The 21,546-nt window shown below is 37.4% G+C and carries 18 protein-coding genes and 1 pseudogene; 9 read left to right on the top strand and 10 right to left on the bottom strand.

Annotation, left to right across the window (positions count from 1 at the left end):
- Window positions 1-5: 5 nt before the first annotated feature.
- Window positions 6-2,381, bottom strand: coding sequence for an endonuclease MutS2 (locus tag HHT355_RS10585; protein ID WP_103203423.1), 2,376 nt, complete (start codon window positions 2,379-2,381; stop codon window positions 6-8).
- A gap of 276 nt (window positions 2,382-2,657) precedes the next feature.
- Here HHT355_RS10585 and HHT355_RS10580 point away from each other — a divergent pair, with 276 nt between their 5' ends.
- The 4 genes from HHT355_RS10580 to HHT355_RS10560 all read left to right on the top strand — a co-directional run bounded on the left by HHT355_RS10580 (window position 2,658) and on the right by HHT355_RS10560 (window position 7,613).
- Window positions 2,658-4,067: a S1C family serine protease gene (locus HHT355_RS10580; RefSeq protein ID WP_103203422.1), complete on the top strand. Its 1,410-nt coding sequence runs from the start codon at window positions 2,658-2,660 to the stop codon at window positions 4,065-4,067.
- 386 nt (window positions 4,068-4,453) lie between these two features.
- Complete coding sequence (locus HHT355_RS10570) at window positions 4,454-5,407, top strand: 3'-5' exoribonuclease YhaM family protein (protein WP_103203420.1); 954 nt, start codon at window positions 4,454-4,456, stop codon at window positions 5,405-5,407.
- A 27-nt stretch (window positions 5,408-5,434) separates the two neighbouring features.
- Window positions 5,435-6,793, top strand: coding sequence for a 23S rRNA (uracil(1939)-C(5))-methyltransferase RlmD (gene rlmD / locus HHT355_RS10565; protein ID WP_103203419.1), 1,359 nt, complete (start codon window positions 5,435-5,437; stop codon window positions 6,791-6,793).
- A gap of 394 nt (window positions 6,794-7,187) precedes the next feature.
- Entirely contained in the window at window positions 7,188-7,613 is a 426-nt protein-coding gene (locus tag HHT355_RS10560) for an RNHCP domain-containing protein (protein WP_103203418.1), read from the top strand.
- A 211-nt stretch (window positions 7,614-7,824) separates the two neighbouring features.
- Here the strand turns inward: HHT355_RS10560 and HHT355_RS10555 are convergent, their stop codons facing one another.
- On the bottom strand, window positions 7,825-8,496 hold the full coding sequence (locus HHT355_RS10555; RefSeq protein ID WP_103203417.1) for an FMN-dependent NADH-azoreductase: 672 nt from the start codon (window positions 8,494-8,496) through the stop codon (window positions 7,825-7,827).
- Window positions 8,497-8,678: 182 nt separating this feature from the next.
- Between HHT355_RS10555 and HHT355_RS10550 the strand changes: the two genes are divergently transcribed.
- On the top strand, window positions 8,679-9,185 hold the full coding sequence (locus tag HHT355_RS10550) for a nitroreductase family protein (RefSeq protein ID WP_103203416.1): 507 nt from the start codon (window positions 8,679-8,681) through the stop codon (window positions 9,183-9,185).
- 174 nt (window positions 9,186-9,359) lie between these two features.
- On the opposite strand, the gene HHT355_RS10545 is transcribed toward HHT355_RS10550, so the two are convergent.
- The 6 genes from HHT355_RS10545 to HHT355_RS10520 form a co-directional block, all read right to left on the bottom strand.
- Window positions 9,360-10,511: a hypothetical protein gene (locus HHT355_RS10545; RefSeq protein WP_103203415.1), complete on the bottom strand. Its 1,152-nt coding sequence runs from the start codon at window positions 10,509-10,511 to the stop codon at window positions 9,360-9,362.
- Entirely contained in the window at window positions 10,508-11,218 is a 711-nt protein-coding gene (locus tag HHT355_RS10540) for a M15 family metallopeptidase (RefSeq protein ID WP_103203414.1), read from the bottom strand. The genes HHT355_RS10545 and HHT355_RS10540 overlap by 4 nt, the downstream gene beginning before the upstream one ends.
- Window positions 11,208-12,392, bottom strand: a complete 1,185-nt coding sequence (locus tag HHT355_RS10535; protein WP_103203413.1) for a D-alanine--D-alanine ligase family protein — start codon at window positions 12,390-12,392, stop codon at window positions 11,208-11,210. Before HHT355_RS10535 ends, HHT355_RS10540 begins: the two co-directional genes overlap by 11 nt.
- 13 nt (window positions 12,393-12,405) lie before the next feature.
- Complete coding sequence (locus tag HHT355_RS10530) at window positions 12,406-13,995, bottom strand: UDP-N-acetylmuramoyl-tripeptide--D-alanyl-D-alanine ligase (RefSeq protein ID WP_242967658.1); 1,590 nt, start codon at window positions 13,993-13,995, stop codon at window positions 12,406-12,408.
- A gap of 25 nt (window positions 13,996-14,020) precedes the next feature.
- Complete coding sequence (locus HHT355_RS10525) at window positions 14,021-14,791, bottom strand: alpha/beta fold hydrolase (RefSeq protein ID WP_103203412.1); 771 nt, start codon at window positions 14,789-14,791, stop codon at window positions 14,021-14,023.
- A gap of 134 nt (window positions 14,792-14,925) precedes the next feature.
- Window positions 14,926-15,864 carry a metallophosphoesterase family protein gene (locus HHT355_RS10520; RefSeq protein ID WP_103203411.1) on the bottom strand — a complete coding sequence of 313 codons (939 nt, stop codon included), beginning with the start codon at window positions 15,862-15,864 and terminating at the stop codon, window positions 14,926-14,928.
- Between the two features lie 206 nt (window positions 15,865-16,070).
- Between HHT355_RS10520 and HHT355_RS10515 the strand changes: the two genes are divergently transcribed.
- Entirely contained in the window at window positions 16,071-16,352 is a 282-nt protein-coding gene (locus HHT355_RS10515) for a DUF503 domain-containing protein (protein WP_103203410.1), read from the top strand.
- Window positions 16,353-16,479: 127 nt separating this feature from the next.
- Window positions 16,480-16,668 (top strand): annotated as a pseudogene (locus tag HHT355_RS10510) (methylenetetrahydrofolate reductase); the annotation flags it as partial.
- A 237-nt stretch (window positions 16,669-16,905) separates the two neighbouring features.
- Here HHT355_RS10510 and HHT355_RS10505 read toward each other — a convergent pair.
- Window positions 16,906-18,058, bottom strand: a protein-coding gene (locus tag HHT355_RS10505; protein WP_456298587.1) for an IS3 family transposase whose coding sequence is annotated in 2 segments (ribosomal slippage) — window positions 16,906-17,788 and window positions 17,787-18,058 — 1,155 coding nt in all. Because the reading frame shifts where the segments join, the coding sequence is not laid out codon by codon here.
- On the opposite strand from HHT355_RS10505, the gene HHT355_RS10500 reads away from it, so the two are divergent.
- Window positions 18,041-18,796 (top strand): methylenetetrahydrofolate reductase, encoded by a 756-nt coding sequence (locus tag HHT355_RS10500; RefSeq protein WP_103203408.1) that lies wholly within the window; start codon window positions 18,041-18,043, stop codon window positions 18,794-18,796. The genes HHT355_RS10505 and HHT355_RS10500 overlap by 18 nt on opposite strands.
- A 141-nt stretch (window positions 18,797-18,937) precedes the next feature.
- Window positions 18,938-20,059, top strand: coding sequence for a hypothetical protein (locus HHT355_RS10495; protein WP_103203407.1), 1,122 nt, complete (start codon window positions 18,938-18,940; stop codon window positions 20,057-20,059).
- 356 nt (window positions 20,060-20,415) lie between these two features.
- Here HHT355_RS10495 and HHT355_RS10490 read toward each other — a convergent pair whose 3' ends face one another.
- Window positions 20,416-21,459: an FAD:protein FMN transferase gene (locus HHT355_RS10490; RefSeq protein ID WP_170124953.1), complete on the bottom strand. Its 1,044-nt coding sequence runs from the start codon at window positions 21,457-21,459 to the stop codon at window positions 20,416-20,418.
- Between the last annotated feature and the right edge of the window lie 87 nt (window positions 21,460-21,546).

Below are 21,546 nucleotides of genomic sequence, written 5' to 3'. Positions count from 1 at the left end.
TATAATTATTTTAATTCAACAATTGTAGCGCCTGTATTTCCTTCGTTGTAGCCACCGATTCTAAAGTCTTTAACATATTTAGAACGCTTAAGGTAAGAATGGATAGCGTTTCTTAAGGCCCCCGTACCTCTTCCGTGAATAATGGTAACCTGAGGCAAATGGGCAAGATATGCATCATCCAGATACTTGTCAAGTTCAAACAAAGCTTCATCTACGGTTTTGCCTATCAGGTTAAGTTCCGGACTTATGGAGGCCGACTTTGACATTCTGATTTTTCCGCTTTGGGTAGAACTGCTTATGGCGGGCCTATTTTCTTCCTCCTCTGCCGGTTCAAGATCCTTAATATTTACAAGGGAGCGTAAAATTCCCATCTGTACATATAAATCACCTTTGGCATTGGGCAATGTACTTACCGTTCCTTTTATTCCGAGACTTGAAACAAATACGGTATCGCCCACCTTTAAATTCTTGGGTGATAATTTTTTTGCCGGTTTATCTTTTTTCTTAGGAAGGCCTTCGTCTTCGCTTAAGCGGTCACGAATCTGGCTGCGGGCAGCCTCCATATCTTTTATATTGCCACCCTCCTGCATCCAGCGGTTAAATTTTCGTATGCTTTCGTCCGCAAAATCTTTTGCTTCCTGAAGGATTTTGGCAGCCTGCTCTTTGGCTTCCCTAAGAATTCGCTCTTTGTTTGCTTCGATCTTTTCATTCTTTTTGCTAAGTTCGTTTTTTAACCTTTCTATTTCTGCTTTATAACGTGAGATTTCCTCCTGTTCCTTTTCTATGGTTTTTCTGCTGTTTTCCAAGTCACTGATAAGATCTTCAAATGTTCTGTCCTGTCTGCCGATCCTGGTTTTTGCATCTTCTATGATAAATTCAGGAAGGCCAAGTTTTTTTGATATGGCAAAAGCATTGCTTTTACCCGGGATTCCGATAAGAAGCCGATAGGTAGGCCTTAATGTTTCAACATCAAATTCGCAGGAGGCATTCATAACGCCTTCGGTGGACAGAGCATATATTTTAAGCTCGCTGTAATGGGTGGTTGCCAGTGTCCTGATGCCCATTTTATTAAGATATGAAAGTATAGCCATGGCAAGGGCAGCACCCTCCGTAGGGTCTGTTCCCGCACCTAGCTCATCCAAAAGCACCAAGGAATCTTTGTCTGCATTTTGCAGAATAGTAACAATATTGGTCATATGGGCTGAAAAGGTACTTAAGCTCTGTTCTATGCTCTGCTCATCCCCTATATCGGCGTATACTTCTTTAAAGATAGCAAGTTCAGAATTATCGAAAGCAGGTATATGAAGGCCTGCCTGCCCCATCAGGGTAAGAAGGCCTACGGTCTTTAAGGTAACGGTTTTACCTCCGGTATTGGGCCCGGTTATAATCAGCATGTTGTAATCCCGGCCTATTCTTACGTCTATGGGGACTACTTGCTTAGGATCAATTAAAGGATGGCGGGCTTTTTTAAGGTTTATTATGCCATGATTATTGAATTTTGGCTCTGTTCCCTTCATCTTAAGGGAAAGCTTAGCTCTGGCAAAGATAAAGTCCAGTTCCGTTAAGGTGTTATAATTATATTCCAGTTCGTTTATATATTGGGCAGCCGTTTCTGACAAGGCAGCAAGAATTTTTTCAATTTCCGCCTGCTCCTGTATGGCAAGTTCCCTAAGTTCATTGTTAAGGCGTACGATGGCTATAGGTTCGATAAACAGGGTTGAACCTGAAGAGGACTGGTCATGAATCATGCCCTGGAACTGGTTTTTGAATTCCGCTTTAACGGGCAGGCAATATCGGCCGTTTCGCATGGTAATTATATGTTCCTGAAGCATATTCCTGGAGGAAGTTAAAATTGAGGACAATTCGGTGTGTATTTTATCGTTAATGTTACGAATTAGCCTGCGGATGTTTTTTAGGGCAGGGGAGGCATCGTCCGCAATTTCTTCCTCGGATATTATGCAGCGTTTAATTTCATTATTAAAAGGAGTTAAGGGCTCAAGACCGGCAAAATGTTCGGTAAGGGAATCGGCAGATACTTCTTCGTCATCCTTACCGGTATATCCCCCATATGCCTTGATACGAAGAGTTGTATCAAGTATGGAACTTATACGGAGCAGCTCAATCGCATTTAAGGCAGAACCCACCTTAAGGCGCATAAGGGAGGGCCTGATATCGTGTATATCTGAAAATGAAATGTTACCTTTACGCAGCAAACGGGATTGGGCGTCGGAAGTTTCTTTTTGAAGACGCATAATAACCGACAATTCACTATGCGGCAATAAATTTTCGCAAAGTTCCTTTCCTCGGCTTGAGGCCGCAAGTTCGGTCAACATATTTATTATTTTATTATATTCAAGTGTTCTTAACGATTTATCATTCATGTCCGATCATACCTTTCAAGGTTTATGTCATATTCAGATACCATATTATATCATATTCTATTTTACCTTAGTTTGTGGGAAAATAAAACAAAAAAATCGTATTTATATAGTTTAGACTTGTATTATAAGGCTGTCGGTATTATTATCATATAAAGCATGGTTTTTGTTTACAAACTATTCATAATATGTTCATAAGTAGCTGATAAAATAGGACTTACGTACCAACTTTTAATATATATATGATGAGGTTTTTCTTTGATAATAAGGAGAAAAATTATGTCCGATAAATTTAATGAAAATAAGGATTTTGTATTCATTAAAGAGCAAATACGCCCAAGGAAGCGAAGGTTTGTCAATAAATTTCTGCTTCCGTTTTTAACGATGGTTTTTATGGCGGTTGTATTTGGGCTTGTTGCTGCGGTAACTTTTTGCATTGCCGAGCCCAGATTATATAAACTTCTTCATAAGGAAGAATTAAATACCAATAAAAATACAGTCCAGGCTACGACCAAGATACCGTATAAAAACAACGGGGAAATTGAAGACACGAATGATGAGTCGGATGACAATGACAAGCAAAAACCCGGAAATATACGGGAAGACGAAGATGATAATAAAAACCAAACAGAGGATACAAACAAAGTTCCCGTACAGGAGGAAAGTGAGCCTAAAGAGGAGCTTCAGCCTCTTATGGTAGAAACATTTGATGCAGATATAAAAGATTATATTGCTATATATAACGACTTAAAGAGGCTGTCTTATGAAACGGCAAAATCTATTTTAACGGTATCAAGTATTATTCAGGGCAAAGATTGGTTCGGAAATCCAATTGAAAAAATGATAAATACTACAGGTGTGGTAGTGGAAAACGACGGCAGCCGGTTAAAACTGCTGGTAAGCCTTGATAGGGTTAAGGATGCTAGCAGCATTAAAATTATGATAAATGAGTTATCTTACGTAGATGCGGATTTACTTGATTACGAAACAGAGCTTAATCTGGCTGTTATTGCCGTGAATATAGCAGATATTCCGGTTAAAGCTTATGAAAATATTACTGTAGCAAGCTTTGGGGAGTCATATTCTCTTACGACAGGTAGTCCCATAATTGCTTTGGGAAATCCAAACGGTTATACATCCTCAATTGATATCGGTATTATTACCAGCAAGGGAAGTACAATAAGCATAACAGACAATGAACTGGATTTATTCCTCACAAATATGAGTTTCAATAATGAAAGTGACGGTGTAATAGTAAATCTTGAAGGAGAGATTATAGGTTTAATAACCAGAACCCTGAAGAAAGGTTTAAATAAAGAGTTAAGCACAGTAATAGGCATCAGTAAAATAAAACCCTATATTGACAGAATGCTTAGCCAAACTTCGAGGGTATATTGCGGGGTAATTGCGGAGAATTTGCCGCAGACTGTCAAAAAGGAATATGATGTAACAAACGGAGTTTATGTTTATGAAGTTATAAAGGATTCTCCCGCTTTTACTGCAGGCCTTATGAGCGGGGATATTATTCTTGCTATAGGAGAGCGGACCATATTCAATATGAACAGTTTTTACAGTGCTATTTCAGAATATGAGCCCGGCACAGAAGTAACCTTTATTATAAAAAGAACTTCCGGATCTGAGGATAAGGAGCTGGAGTTAAAGGTTATTCTGGCTGAAAAGCAAAAATAAGAATTTAAAAGGCTGATGCCAAGAAGTAAAGGCAGCAGTCTTTTTTATACTTTAAATTTATCCCCAACTTATTGCCATAGACAGCACTCAAATCAGTAGAAAATCCGGAATAAAATTTTTTAATAAATCTCATATATTTAATAAATTTCAAATAATAAATTTTGTTTTCTCTGACCCATATCTTTTTCTCTGATTTAAAATGGGGCAACTTGCCAAAAAATACTACTATTTTCCTATTGATTTATAAAAGCAATTTGAATAATAAAATCTAAATATAGCATAGCTGATTTGATTGAATGGATTAATTATTCACTTTATATATTTTTTGTGGTAGGCTATAATAGAAATAAGCTTATTTATCAAGTATTAGAAAGGTCAAGGTAGAGATGAAATACATCCGGGATTTAAGAGAGGGAGACATAATAAAAAACGAAATATATCTGTGCAAATCTAAGCAGATTTTGACCGGTAAAAGCGGAAAAGAATACGTATCTTTGATTTTACAGGACAAAACAGGTACAATCGATGCGAAAATATGGGACTTTAACTGTGAAATCGGACCTTACGAAGCGATGGACTTCGTACATATAGATGCGAGGGTGACCAGTTTTCAGGATGCGCTTCAGTTAAATGTAAGCAAAATATATAAATGCAGAGAAGGCGAATATTATCCTGAGGATTATTTCCCAAAGACCAGCAAAGATATCGAAGAAATGTACCAAAAAATAAAGAAGTATATAAGTTCTATCAAGGACTTAAATCTAAGGTTGCTGGCAGAAAGATTCTTTATAACCGACGAAAAGTTTGTTAAAAAATTTAAAAACCATTCGGCCGCCAAAAGTGTACATCACAGCTTTATAGGAGGTCTTTTGGAACATACTTTAAGTGTAGTTAATTTATGTGATTATTATGCGGCCAATTACCCTATAATAAACAGGGATCTGTTACTTACGGCTGCTCTTCTTCATGACATAGGGAAAATGGAAGAGCTTGCTCCTTTCCCGAGAAACGATTATACTGACAAAGGGCAATTATTGGGGCATATTTTTATAGGAGCCAATATGGTATCCGAAAAAATAAAAGAAATAGTATGTTTTCCCGATAAGCTGGCCAGCGAATTGATACACTGCATACTGGCTCATCACGGAGAACTGGAATACGGTTCGCCTAAAAAACCTGCAACAATTGAAGCTATGGCACTGCATTTTGCAGATAATACCGATGCTAAGCTTCAAACCATGTCCGAATTATTAAATTCCTGCGATGCAAGTGTTGAGTGGATGGGATATCAACGGCTTTTTGATTCAAATATAATGAGAAGCTCAAAAAGTATTGAATAACAAAAATAAAGGAAAGCAGCAGAAGATATGGTAAAGAAGAATGATCAACTGGTTGTTACAATAGAAGATATAGGTTCAGAGGGAGAAGGCATAGGAAAATATGAAGGCTATACCCTCTTTATAAAAAACACGGTAGTAGGAGACAAGGTTCTTGTTAAGGTAATGAAGGCCGGAAAATCCTACGGTTATGCCAAATTATTGGAGGTTATCGAAGCTTCCCCATACAGGGTTATTCTTCGATGCGACAAGGCAGAAAAATGCGGCGGATGCCAGATAATGCATATAGATTATGCAAAGCAGCTTGAATACAAAGAAAATAAAGTAAGAAACTGCCTGGCAAGGATAGGGGGCTTTGAAAACATTCCTATGGAGCCTATATTAGGGATGGAGAAACCTTATTATTACCGGAATAAAAGCCAATTTCCCGTAGGCAAAAACAAGGAGGGTAAAGTAATTATCGGCTTTTATGCTGAAAGGACTCATTCGATTATAGATACAGACCATTGCTATATCGGCGCTGAAATTAATATGCCGATTATCCGCTTTATGCGGTCCTTTATAGAAAAGTATAATATTGAGCCTTATAATGAAACGAAGCATATGGGGCTTCTTCGGCACATTCTTATCCGTGTAGGTTATACTACCGGGGAAGTCATGGTATGCCTGGTTATAAACGGCAGGGATTTTCCGCACAAGAAAGAGCTGGTGGAAGGTCTGAGAAAAATTCCTGGCATTACAAGTATATGTCTGAATATTAACACCGCAAAGACCAATGTAATCCTTGGAGAAGAAGTAATAAAGGTTTGGGGAGAAACTTATATAACCGATTATATCGGTAGCATAAAATACAGGATTTCACCTTTATCATTCTTTCAGGTAAATCCCTTACAAACTCACAGGCTGTATCAGATAGCTTTAGACTATGCCGGCCTTACAGGAGATGAAGTGGTATGGGATTTATATTGCGGAATCGGCACCATATCACTGTTTCTTGCCAAGAAAGCGAGGAAGGTTTATGGTGTTGAGATTATTCCCCAGGCTATAGATGATGCCAGAACCAATGCCAATATCAACGGAATAGAAAACGTTGAATTTTTTGTAGGAGCAGCGGAAGAGGTATTTCCAAGAAAACATAATGAAGAAAATATTAAAGCCGATGTTATTGTGGTGGACCCCCCAAGAAAGGGTTGCGACCAAAAACTTCTGGATACCATAATATCAATAGCTCCGAAGAAAGTGGTCTACGTTTCCTGCGACCCTGCCACTTTGGCAAGGGACTTAAAATATCTGAATGCCAACGGCTATGAACTTAAGAAAGTACGGGCTGTAGATCAGTTTGCCCATAGCTCGCATGTGGAAACGGTTGCTCTGATGATAAAAGTGTAGATGAGGATTAGAGTGGCTTGAATCATCGGTAAATTATAACCGCCCTGTCTGCAAAACTCTGCAGACAGGGCATAATTGAAATTGGTATTTTAACAAGAAAGTGCTACTTACCGATTTATAGGTTACAAAGAAACAGAATGAGGATTTACCGGTTATAAAAAATGGCATAATAAAAAAGTATTTCCCATTTAGCAAAAATGGTTTATTATATAATAAAATAAATAGAGATAGTCAGGCATATGCTTGATTATATATAAATTTTCAGGAGGGCTATTTTTATGTTGAAAAATAGAAATCATATGGAGTCCGTAGTATAGCCGGGAGGTTATACCGGATTCGTCTAGTATACCTCCCATAGGCCATCAAATTATGATGCTATACGGAGGTAAACAAATTGAACAGAGAAAATAAAATAAAGAAATATAAAAAAGGTTACTATAAAACCAATGCATGCAATGAGACTTTTACCTGTAAAGTTTGTGGGAGACTTGTTGTTCCTGAAGGAGCGGGAAGTAACCATAGAAACCATTGCCCCAACTGCCTTTGCAGTTTGCATCTGGATATTGAACCCGGTGACAGGGCGGCAGATTGCGGGGGGCATATGGAACCCATAGCAGTATGGGTGAGAAAGAATGGGGAATGGGCAATTATCCATAGGTGCAAAATATGCGGAGCATTAAGCTCTAATCGAATAGCTGCTGATGACAATCCTATGAAGCTAATGTCCATTGCAATGAAACCTCTCTCACAACCGCCGTTTCCGATTGAGAAAATTGAGGAATTGACAAGGCTTATGGGCGGAGAAGGCAGTATCAGGTAGTAATTTTTTATGTGGTATGAATATAGTACAAAAAACAGCTCCTTACCGCAGGGTAATACTTGTGGCAAGGAGCTTTCATTGTGCACCCGTATGGGTGTAATCTGATAGGTGCAAGTCAATAATACGCCATAGTGTGAGTATAAATTACCAATAGTTATAAACCGTTAAAGAAAAGTAATCAGGCATTTTTGTATACTTTTTTTAAGCAACTTTATACATACATAGCCTTTCTTACTTCTATCCGTTCTATTATATCATCAATTTTTTCCATAGCCCTATTAATGGCATCAATTCTTTCTTTTTCTGTATCTCCTGTACCATCAACCAACAGACGTTCAAAGGAGCTTATGCCCATAGATTTCATTATATCTTCGATATAATTTAAGCCTTTATTCATTATAGGCCTCAGCATAAAGGGTATATGGGCTCCTGATGACTGGATATAAACTACGGTCCTTGGTTTATCGTTTAAAAGTCCTACCGGTTTATCACCGCCGTCCGGGAATGCAATTGTCCTATTTTCTTGAACTATGCAGTCTATATATTCTTTTAATGGTGAAGGGAATGACAGGCTCCACATCGGTGAAGCAATTACATAAACTTCCGCACTGATAAACTGGTTACACAAGTCAACGATTTTTTGAACTTCTCTTTGGTCTTTTTCGTCTAAATCCTTAAGAGCATCTCCGTTTATTATGCAGTTTCTTTTTACAAAATACTGGTATTCAAGCCTTGGTATATGAGCCTTATATAAATCCAGTTCTTCAACTGTAAATTCCGGATATTTTTCAATGAATTTATTTACAAAGGCTCTTCCCACGGTTTTGCAGGATGATAAGTTTTCAGGTTTTGAGTTGACTGTTATATATAATAATTTTCTCAATGCTGTATCTCCTTTACTAAATATTATTTTATTATTAGTATGAAAAGGATTTGAAAATTTATTAGTAATTATTAATTTATTTTTAGTTTTATATCCTTTATGGTATAATTTGATATATCAAATTACATAAGAGTTAAATTACGGCTGTTTTAGAATATAGGAATGGTTAAGGAGGAATTTATATGGATGCCATTTTTAACAGAAGAAGTATTCGGAAGTATAAAGAACAGGCGGTAGAACAGGAAAAAATAGACAAAATTTTAAGAGCAGCTATGCAGGCACCATCTGCGGTTAATCAGCAACCGTGGGAATTTATAGTTGTACAGGATAAAGAAAACCTTAGGAAACTGGCTGAACTTAGCCCATATTCGAAAATGGTTGCCGAAGCCCCTTTGGCTATTGTTGTATTAGGCAATGAAGACAGAATGAGATATAAACATCATTGGGAACAGGACCTGGGGGCTGCAACCCAAAATATCTTACTGGAAGCCGCCTATCTTGGTTTGGGAGCCGTATGGCTAGGAGTTGCCCCTATAGAAGACAGAATGGACTATATAAGAAATATATTCGGGTTAGGTAAGAAGTTAAAGCCGTTTTGTGTGATTCCTATCGGATATCCGGCAGAAGGTCAGGAAAATAAATTTGTGGACCGGTATGATCCTTCTAAGGTTCATTATGAGAAATATTAAGATATAATATTAAACGTACGTATAATAAAAAGATAATATTGACAGGGAAAATATATAAGGATTGACAATAATAAATGGGATATGGATATAACTTCACGGTTATACCCATATCCCTTTGAATTTACTCCACATACGATTGAAGCCCTACATTTGATCTTATTTATAAAGTAATAACTATATTTTTTTAATGGTAAATACCATTCCGCTCATCGGATAAATCCATTTATTATTTACAATCACATTATACATACCGTGGTCTTTTTCAAAAGCGTTACCTACCGAGGATTCAATACTGTCACTGAAAAATGAATACATCTCCACAGCCATTTTATCCGGCTGGTAACTTAACTGAATCTTGGGTGAATATGTGGGAACGCTGAGAGCCACTTGAAACTCACTGTTCCAAAGCTGAGCCATATGGAACAGGATTCTTACGGAATGCCCGTTCTTTTTGGCCATATGATTGGAATAGAAGAGAACCTTAATACATGTTTGGTCAACAATAATTTTTCGGATTTCTGCAGGTTCATTGTCTATTTTTATTTTGAGTTTAACAAACGATTTAATAAAATCGTTAAGTTCATTCTCAGGTAAATTAATAATCTTATCAAGGTCTTCCCGTTTTATTTTGAGCTGTTCCCTGAATATGAAGGGAATATGATCGTCGCAGCAGGATTTGCCTTTTCCGGTCCTTAAAGCATAATCAAGATTTTCAATGTCGAAAAAGAAACCGGCACAAAATTCATTAGGCAAGTCTTCATCTGTCTTGGAGTTTATGTAACAGATATTATATTGCAATGTTTCCGATAAAAAGAAATAATCGGCAGGATTAAAAATGTTGTTTTGGGGAATGTCATGTAAAAGCTGTATGTTGTAATCAAAGTATGTCCGAATATTAAATGAATTATCGGTATTCAGATATGGTTCCAGGCATCCCTGGACCATGGCACACGCCCTTTGATCGACCAGGGAGGCTATGGTTGAATTGATAAATCCCTGCCTTTGTTCTTTGGTAAATAAAGCAATGGTTTCCGGGTCGCTCATAAGGGTTTCGGTAATCTGCTCAGACATTTCTATAGCCGATATATCCTGCGTCAGTTTTTCATAAGCAAAGTTAAAAATCAGCAGGGGCGGAAGTATGCCAAGTATGTTGGCAGTTATATCATCCAGCAAATCACTAAAATTCAAACCCCATATAAAAATTTTTAAGAGCAGTAATATAATCCATATAAGAGTGGTACCTATAATAAGAAATGCCATCATTCGCTTTTTGCTTTTTTTATAAATTAATTTATTGTTATGGTAGAATTCTGATTTGTTTTTCATAAATTTAGCTCCTCTTTTGTAAATACTCCCCTATATAATGTTTTTGATTTATTATAATAAGCCCAGAATTTATCACCGTAATCGTAGTGCCACCATTCAGTAGGCAGATTGGTAAAGCCGGCTTTTATCATGGAGTTATATAACATTCTACGGTTGAGTTTGATGTCAATTTCATCGGTATTCTCAAAGTATGCGGTATGAGTCTTATCGGAAAATTCGTCAAATGCCGTTCCCATATTTAATTCATTTCCGTCTGGGTCCACTATAGTCAAATCTATGGCACCGCCTGTTGTATGTACAGGCGGATTGTCCCTTTCATGAACCGGTGGTGATATAAACCCGGACAAAATTTTTTCTTTTTCACTATCCGAAAGAGCGTTTAAATTATATTTTTCTATTAAAAGAGAGGAATAAACTTCATATAATTCTTCCTGCAGCTTAATAGGGCGCCAGGCATCGTATATTTTAAACCTGTAACCTTCGGGCAGGAAGCTTTGAGCAATTTTTAACCTTTCGAGTAATTCCTCCCGAACCAGGCATTTATTAAAAGTATTTTTAAAATTCATTTTGGGATACTGCAAATCTATAATAAATCCCATGTTTTCATCAATCAATACCAATTTGGATAAGATAAAACCGTTTTCAGTCCATTTTTCCGGCAAATCCATATTTGGTATAGGATTATCAAGGATGCGGCTATTTACCATTTTTGGCTCCTTTTAAACCTCCGAAAGAAGACATATTTAATATATTGGTATCAAAAGAAAACGTTATGTTTTCTTCTTCCCTTTTTCTTTTTAAAGCAAGTTCAATCAGCCTGCTTAAGAGTTCCTTATAAGGAATACCTACAGGCTCCCACAAATAAAATGCTAGAGAACCGGGGATTGTATTTATTTCATTAAAGTAGAGGTTTCCGGTATCTTTATCTATTATAAAATCTATTCTTGCTACTCCGTTACATCCGAGATGTTTAAATGCTTTTACGGCCATGGACCGGATTTTTTCTCTCATTTCCTCAGATAACTCTGCCGGTATTTTTCTTGAAACGCTTGCCATACCTTTGGAGCCACCCTTTGCGTTTGAAAGATACTTGTCTTCATAACTTAAAATATCTGAATTACGAAGAGGCTCTTCACACTCCGATGCTATGGCTTCGTTGAAATCGCCTAAAACGGCACAATTTATTTCTCTTAAATTCTTAATACCATGTTCTACAAGGATTTTATTGGCATAAAGGAAAGCATCGTCTATGGCAGAAATTAATTCATCTTTATTGTTTGCCATTTTAATACCTACACTGGAACCTAAATTCACCGGTTTTACAATAACGGGATAGGAGAATGCATTTTCAATATCTTCAATAATTTTGTCAATATTTTTATAATCACCTGTAGTAAAGGTAAGGCAGTCTAAAACAGGAATACCGCAGTCCTTTAAAATGGCTTTCATATAGTATTTGTCCATTCCGATTGCTGAAGCGGTGACATCGCAACCGACAAAGGGAATACCCAGGGTTTTAAGATAACCCTGCAGGGTGCCGTCTTCTACGTTGGTACCGTGAACAATGGGGAAGGCAACATCTATAATTATCTCTTCAGGTTTTTTAAACAGTTTCATGGGATAGGATATTAGCTTTACCTGGCCCTTGTCACTCACCATAATAACCCGGCGGCTGTTTTTAAGTAAGTTATCTATATTTTTATAAGCCTCAATGTCGCCTACGGCGTCTCCTATGTACATTTCATTCTGTTTGGTTATATATACGGGGATAATATCGTATTTATCCTTATCCATATTTGCAATAGCCTGTATTCCAGAGATTACTGAAACTTCATGTTCAACACTTTTGCCACCGAACATAACCGCTACTTTAATTTTCATATCAAATCTCCTCTCAATAATTATCCGGTAAATCATTTTCAAGCAGTATATATTTATGTTTATCCGTATGAATATTATAAGCGTGATTTATTGCATCATCAAAATAATCGGTAATATAAAGCTTTGATTCGTCAAACCCTTCACTTATAAGGCCTTCACGGATTGCCTGGGTCTGCCTTTTGCCGACAAGGATTACATAATCGCAGCTTACAGCCGCCTGTCTTCCGAATTCTTTGTTATAATAATCCTCCTTGTCTCCCAGTTCAACCATGCCGGGGGTAATAAGGATTCTTAATCCGTCAAACAGGGCAAGGGTATCTAAAGCTGCCTTAGAGCCGGCAGGGTTGGAATTAAAGGCATCGTCAATTATGGTTATATTGCTTCCTTTTTCAATCAGCTGCAACCTGTGCTGTACCGGCTGCAATCTTCTTACGGGTATAATAAGGTCTTCTAAAGGAATACCCAGGGTGTTTGATACGGCAATAGCACCGACTATGTTAACTACATTGTGGCGCCCCAAAAGCTTCGTCTGGAAACGGACTTCTTCTTTTTTTGGAGAAATGACCGTAAACTCCGTTCCTTTTGAGGATACCGTTATATCAACGGCACGGTAATCCACATTCGGATTATCTATACCGTAATAAATGGGATGGTTTAGTCCTTCTTTATTTTTAATATATTCGTTATCACCGTTAAGGAATATAAGGCCTTCTTTGGGCAAGGCATCGGCCAACTCAAATTTTGTTTTGATTATGTTATCTATAGTTTTAAAGGATTCCAGATGCTGAGGGCCGATTGAGGTGATTATTCCATGGGTGGGACTTACTATATCACAGATTTCCTTTATATCCCCTATATTTCTTGCCCCCATTTCACATACAAAGATGTCATAGACCGGTTTTAAGCCGGATCTTATTGTTTTAACGACACCCATGGGAGTATTATAACTTTCTGGGGTCATAAGCACATTGTATTTTGCCTGAAGTAAAGCGGAAAGAAAATGCTTGACACTGGTTTTTCCATAGCTGCCGGTTATACCTATAACCAGCAGGTTGGGACACTGTTTGAGGATTTTTTTTGCATCATTTATATAATAATTGTTAATACTTTTTTCGATAGGCTTATTTAATATATTTGATAAGATTACCAACAAGGGTTCAATTAGATTAACCAGTGTTGCACCTAGGACAGCCTTCCGGATAAAAGTAAAATCGGTCAATGTTGTTGCGGGAAATATTAATCCGGTTAAAATAACTGCCAGTATTAAATTTGTAGCAATCAATCTTTTTACCCTGTTTGTATAAACCAGTTTTTTCTTTGCCTTGGCTTTGCTTAAGATATAATAATATAGTAATACTATAAATGATCCTATTAACATCAAAAGGGCAAGGGCGAAAATACGGGCAACTGCCGCAAGTACCGCACTTACCAGAAAAATTACAAGAATGGCCTGTTTTTGTCTGTTTATCTTAAGCCACCTTAAATGTACTTTGTTTTTATAACCGTTAAGCTGAAACATATGGAGATTATATCTCAGCACAAAAATAAAAGATAAAATGACAACAATAAGGTTAACTAAATATATATAATCTATAAATTCCATTTTATAGGCTCCGTTCCGTATATTATTAGCTTATTTTAAAATATGATTTCATAACCCGGTCAAATATATAAGGTTGATCAAGAAAAGAATAATGCCCCGCACCTTTAAGCACAACCAGGCCTGCATTGGGGATGGCCTTTTCCATTATGTAGGCATCACTAATCGGGGTTGCAGTATCCTTATCACCCCAAATAAGTAAGGTTTCTGCCTTTATTTTACTAAGATAAGCTGTAAGATCTTCGTTTACCGCCTTAACAAGACACTGCCTCATAATCGGGGAGGCATTACGGTAATCGGCAGAACCTTGTTTGCTTTTCCAGCTTTCTATTGCATCTTTGAAAAAGGCTTGGGCTAGCTTTGTGCGGGATAAGCGGTTTACCGTCTTAAATATTTTAATTCTAACCTTTTGCTTAAATGTTTTTTTCGGTAAAATTCCCGCACTGTCTATCAAAACTAATTTATTTATTTTTATAGGAAGGCTATCCCTGCTTGCCAGTTTTATGATAACCCGGCCACCGTAGGAATGGCCTATAAAGGAGGCTTCCTTAACCTCCAATTTATTTAAAAATTTCAACACAAAATCGGCATAATCGTCTACCGACCAGGGCTCTTTAGGCTCATCGCTTTGACCAAAGCCGGGAAAATCAAGCTGAATAACCCTGTAATGAGAATTAATAGAGCCGGCTATGGTATCATACAAGTCCATACTTGTTCCCCAGCCCTGCAATATGACAACCGTTTCTCCATGACCGGTAATTTTATAATTTATCGAATAATTATCTATATTCATCTTCATGGCTGTATTCCTCTGATGCTTTGTACTTTAGTCATCATTATAACTCAATACAAATTTTAAGTAAAGTTTCTTCTCTAATTATATTATATGGGTATTTTAAAAATAATGCCTTGATTTTATCCGTTAAATCCAGGTTATTGCATTTGCATGGTAGGGGTTTTTACGGTGTTAATGTTTGTGTTCCTTATATCATAAATTTCTATAGGTTCCGGCCCTCTTACCACGGTTCTTTCTATATGCATGACTCCACTGTCATCGGCTTTTATTCTCCAGTCGACCATCAAAACTTGATCGTTTGCGATTTCGATACCCGGAATACCTCTGGTATTAATGCAGCAGCCGGTATTAAAATACGGAAGTTCGCCTTTTTTGGGGAATTTAGCCCTGTGGGTATGGCCACAGATTAACATAATTTTATGTTTTTTTATCCATTTGTTATAATTTTTTTCGACCTTATGCCTTTTGTACATATTCCTGGCGGGACTGGAAGGGTTTTCAAAACCGACGACATGCAAGAACCTCCAAAAGTAGCGTAAAAGAAGCATGGATACATACCAGAACTGGTCATTAATAAAATCTCCCTGATGGCCGTGGACAATTAAAATTTCCTGATCGGTTACGCGGTGTTTTAAAACCAGTGCTTCAATAGGTTTTAAACCTTTAAAAAGATCTACCTTTTTTTGCTCGTATTCGTCATAAAATTGGTAATAATTATTCCGTACATAATCCAAATTTTTCAGAAATATATTGTGATTTCCGTAAAGGATTCTGAGCCGTCCTTCATCATGAAATTTTTTCATAGCTATAAAAACATCTTTATGGGCAAGGCGGATATGTTTAAAATTCTTATGTTCCCATAATTCATCCCCGTCCCCGGCTTCCACCAAAATATAGCCGTTATTGTAATAATGATTCAGGGCATGAAGAAAAATCGCCTGATTACGGGCAAATTCATCGGATACACTGTCGTCACCGCGGTGTATATCGCTAAAGATAATATATTTTGAATCTTTGTCAAAATATTCAATAGTAGCTTCTTTATAGGCTTTTGTTAATCTTTTTTCCGTATTCATACTATATCCCTTAATATGGTTGATATTAAACTAAATGCTCTTTGATAGATAATTTGTGCAATAATATAATGCTTATTCATTTATGTATATAAATCGTATGTCGATGCAGACTTTAAATAAAGTACAATATAAAAAATACATTTGACTTAACTTAGTACAAATAGTAAATTTGTGGGTATAAATATTTTTAGAATAGAGGAAAAGTTATGGTAGTGGGAATAGTTAAAATTAAAATTTACGTACCTTGGGTCCATTCCTTAAAAGAAAAAAGAATGATAGTAAAAAGCTTATGTTCAAAAGTCAGAAATAAATTTAATGTGTCAATCTCAGAAGTTGAAAACCAGGATATTCACCAAAGTATTGTTCTGGGGTTTGCGTGCGTAACAACTAGCAATGCCCATGCGGATAAAATTATAGATACCGTAATAGGATTTGTGGAAGGGAATACGGAAGGGGAAATCGTTGGTATAGAAAGGGAGCTATATTAAGCTTCTTTTCTTGACATAATCTGGCACAAAAGCTACAATATTTAAAAGTTTTTTTAGTTTGACCGGATTATGTCTTACCTGTTTAATTGGTTAAAAAGTTTTTCATCGGCAGGAAAGGAGCATCTTTATGCGGATATCATCATTGTTTGGGAAAAATAAGGTAGTCTTTTCATTTGAGGTATTTCCGCCCAAGAAAACCAGCCCGATAGATACAATTTATAAAACCCTGGATGATTTAAAAGACCTTAAGCCGGATTTTATCAGTGTCACATATGGGGCCGGAGGCAATGCTGCGGATACTTCAACCTGTGATATTGTATAATGCCCCCCATTGTCAAGACAATTTTTCAGCTTTTCTAAGTTAGATTCTCCTTTCTTTAAATTTCTATATTTTACATTTATTTACTATGTCTGAGGATGTCAAGGGCGAGCGTAAGCGAGTTCATCTTGACCCTTGACATCCAATACACATACATCATTTTTCTTTCCGGTCTGTCATGACAGACCGGCTGCCTTCCGGCGAGGACGGGGTTTGGGGCAGAGCCCCAAGGTTTTATACGACTGCCTGAAACTGTTTGTAAACCCCGAAATAATACTCTGCTGGCGTTTTGTAGTCTAACGACTGATGAGGTCTCCGGTTGTTATAATATTCAACATAATCCCTGGTAATCTGCCGGAGTTGGTGCCCTGTTTCGCAATCCTCAAGATAAAGCTTTTCCCACTTGTAAGATCGAAAGAAGCGCTCTATCCTTTGGTTATCCAGTGCTCTTCCTTTCCCATCCATTGAAATTTTTATATTGTTACTTTTTAGTAAGTTTATGTAATCATCACTGGTAAACTGTGAACCTTGGTCACTGTTCATAATTTCAGGTTTCCCGTACCGTTTGATCGCCTTTTTTATTGCCTCTAATACAAATGTCCTTTCCAAAGTATTTGATAACTCAAATCCAACAATATACCGGGAATACCAGTCTATAATGGCTACCATGTACATAAAACCACGTTTCATCCGGCAGTATGTTATGTCTATAGACCATACCTGGTTTGGATGATCAATATTCAAGCCTCTCAGCAAATACGGATACAAATACTTGCCATGCAGACGTTTGCTAAGATTAGGTCCAGGACAGAAACCATGGATCCCCATTTCCCTCATGTAACGCCGGGTTCGCTTTCGATTGATATGAATGTGATAATCCCGGTTCAGGATATTCGTCATCCTGCGGTAGCCATACTCCGGATGAGCCGTGTAAATCTCATCAATAATACGCTTAATCAGGTATTCCTCATCATTTACTGGAACCGGCTTGTAGTAAAGGCTTGTACGGTTAATTCCCAACAGTTCGGCTTGCTTTGTGATGCTCAGTTTCTTTTCTTCTCTGTCAATCATCTTCATGCGGTCTTCACGGGACTTAGAGTCGGCCAGATTTTTTTTTAAGCCAGGCAACCTCATATGAAAGTTGTCCAATTTGCTTAAACAGTTCGTCCTTCTCCTTTTCATACGACTGTTTGACCTTCTCTACTTCATCAGTTTCCTTGCTGAAAACTCTGCCTGCATTGCTTATGAATTCTGCCTTCCAGCGACTTAGCTGGTTCGGATGTATTTCATATTCGGCAGCAATCTCATTCAGCGTTCTTTCTTCCCTTAAGACCTCAATCACTATTTTTGCTTTTTCTTCCGGTGTAAAATTTCTTCTCTTTTCCATAGTTCCATTCTAACTTATTTTGGCCGTTTTGTCTGTCTTAATTTCTGGTATCATTATATTGCTTCTACCATACAAAGCAAATACGGTATTATCCCTCTTGCCCATCTGACATGTGTTAACTATACATCAAAAGAGATAGATCAAATTCTTGACCTTTTAAAAAATAATGGAATAAAAAATATACTTGCCCTTAGGGGAGACAGAAATCCTAATATCCCTCCGAAAAAGGAATTTTCTTATGCCAGCGAACTGATACATTACATAAAAGAAAGAGGGGATTTTTACATATCCGCCGCCTGTTATCCGGAAGGGCATGTGGATGCGGAGAACCTGGATCAGGATATTATGTATCTTAAAAAAAAGGTGGAAGCCGGAGCACAGCATCTGATTTCCCAGCTCTTTTTTGACAACTCATATTTTTATAATTTTCTTGAAAAGGCAAGGGAAGCAGGGATAGATGTGCCTATACAGGCCGGAATTATGCCTGTTATCAATAAGGCTCAGATAGAAAGAATGGTAACACTGTGTGGAGCCAGCCTTCCTCCCAAATTTACAAAAATGATGCAGCGTTTTGAACATTCTCCTGAGGCAATCAGGGAAGCCGGAATAGCTTATGCAGTCGATCAGATAGTCGATTTAGTTTCCCACGGCGTGGACGGAATTCATCTGTATACCATGAATAATCCCTATGTGGCAAGAAGAATAAGCGAAAGTATAAAAGACATTATAAAAGCATGATATAAAATTAAATACAATTTCAGACATAAAATTAAAATCATCGACAAATTGGATTGCGTTGCACCAAAATTTATTTTAAAATAAACTATGAAACAGAATTTATATTCTGTTTCACAGTTTATTTATACAGGGGTGACGCGTGTGGTAGAGGTTAGAGAGGTTAAAACAAGAAAGGAACGGAAGCTTTTCGCATCTTTTAATGCGGATATGTATAAGGACGTTCCTCAGGCCATTCCGGATTTGGTTTCCGATGAGTACAAAAATTTTGATCCGAAAAAAAATCCGGCATATGAGTATTGCAGGGTTAAGCAGTTTTTGGCCTTTAAAGACGGCAAATGTGTCGGCAGGATTGCCGGAATAATCAATGATGCGGCCAATAAGAAATGGCAGACAAAACGGATTAGGTTTTCAAGAGTGGACTTTATTGATGATCCGGAAGTATCAGCCGCATTATTTAAAGCAGTAGAAGAGTGGGGAAGAGCAGAAGGCTTAACGCAAATACACGGTCCTATCGGATTTTGTGATTTGGATCAGGAAGGAATGCTTATAGAGGGATTTGAAGAAGACGGGATGTTTATCACCATATATAACCATCCCTATTATATTAAACACATGGAAAACCTGGGATACCGAAAAGACATCGACTGGATTGAAAATCAGATAAAGATGCCCGAAAAGCCCAATGAAAAGTTAAGTAAATTATCCGAACTGGTGTTAAAAAGGTATAATTTAAGGCTTATAGAACCTAAGTCAAAAAAAGAAATAAAGCCTTTTTTGCCTAAGGTATTTGATCTTATAAATGAAGCATACAAGCATCTGTACGGCACTGTGGAACTGACACCGGCTCAGATTATGAAATACTATCGCCAATTTATTTTAATAATAAATACCGATTATGTAAAATTTATTGTGAATGAAAATGACGAATTGGTCGGGTTCGGGCTTGCGGCACCTTCAATGAACAAGGCTGTAAAGAAAAGTAACGGAAGACTGTTTCCGTTTGGCTGGTACAGGATATTAAGGGCTCCATACGCAACCACAGAAGTTTTAGACCTGTTCCTGGTCGGAGTAGTACCGAAAATGCAAAATAAAGGGCTCACAGCGGTCTTGCTGCACTCTATGACCGAATCAGCCAGAAAAAACAACATAAAGTTTGCGGAGACCGGCCCCGAACTGGAAACAAACCATCAGGTCCTGGCGCTTTGGAGACACTATGAAACCAGGCAGCATAAACGCAGGCGCTGCTGGATCAAAGACCTGTAAGATGGTTTTCATAATTTGGCGGAATAATATAAAGCCAACCATTAATACCGATACAGGACTAATGATGTGACTTTTGTGACAACGCATTTGGATATAAAACAACGGGGTAATATAATTTTATAATATAATAAAGGTATAAGAACACCTGCCGTAATACGGACGTCATTCGGATTAGCCGCCAGACGTACAAAATACGGCAGGTGTATTTTTGTCGGTATATTTCGGTTATACCTTATATCCCGTTGATTTATGAATATATTATATACCCTTTATTATTAATTTGGTTTTAGGCTAAATTATTTTCGGCTTATAATTATGTTTTAAGTTAAATGCCTGATATATGAAACACCCTTGTTTTATTGCTGCTTTATAAATGATTCAAATCCTGAGCTGTATTTCATGGTTTTATCGGGAAAGACCCACAGGGCTTCTATGCCATCCAGGCTTTCAATAAGAGCTATGCCTTCATCAAAAGGCATACAGTAAATAGCTGTCGATAAGGCATCAGCCAGGCCGGAATCTTCGCAGACTATCGATATAGCCGTAAAGTATTCGGCAGGCATGAGAGTATCGGGGTCTATTATGTGATGATAAATTTTACCGTCAACTGTGTAATACCTTTCGTAATTTCCGCTGGATACCAGGGACATATCTTTTAGGGCAAGGGTATATAAGCTGGTTTGTTCTGAGCTTTTATCGGGGTTTTGTATTCCAACGTTCCAGGAAAGCTTTTCTTTGCCTTTTGCACCCACAGCTCGGACATTGCCACCTACGCTAAGTAAAAAGTCTGTATATCCTTTTTCTTTTGCAGCCTGTACTACACGTTCGACTGCATAACCTTTGGCTATGGCACCGACATCTAGGCTCATTTTACTGTCCTTAAGATATACGGTAGAATTGGACTCGTCTATTACCAGATTATTTAGGTCGGTATGCTGCTTTGCTTCTATTAGAAGCTCCATAGGCGGAAGTTTTGCATTTAAGGGATCATCAATACCCTGAGTGCGGTAGTCATGCCATATTTTAAGAACGGCACCCATACCGATATTGACTCTACCTTTGGATAATTCGTAAGCTTCAACTGAAAATTTCAGTAGATCAATTATTTTCTGGTCTACCTGCACAGGCTGTATACCCGCATTATCATTTATTGTTTTTATATTGTTAATCCCTTCATATGAATTATAAATATCATAAAGTTTATGATATGTTTCCATCTCATCATGAATAAAAGTGGCAAATTCCTTGAATGCGGCTTCGTCTTTTGCATAACCGATTACTTCGGTAACAGTATTAAATAGGAAAAGAAAACTTCCCTCATATTTTTTTAGTGCCTTGTTGCAGGATGAGAGGGTAAGCCCTACGGTTAACAAGAGCAATGTAAATTTTAATTTTTTCATATCTTACACTCCGGAAAAATTATTAGGATAAAGGTTAAACCATATGGTTAGAATAACACAGAAAATAAGGGATTGCAAAACATTTTA

The organism is Herbinix hemicellulosilytica (genome assembly GCF_002904165.1).
In the GTDB taxonomy this organism is placed as follows: domain Bacteria; phylum Bacillota; class Clostridia; order Lachnospirales; family Lachnospiraceae; genus Mobilitalea; species Mobilitalea hemicellulosilytica.
Note: the sequence above shows the minus strand (reverse complement) of the source record. Positions and strands in the feature narration are given on the sequence as shown.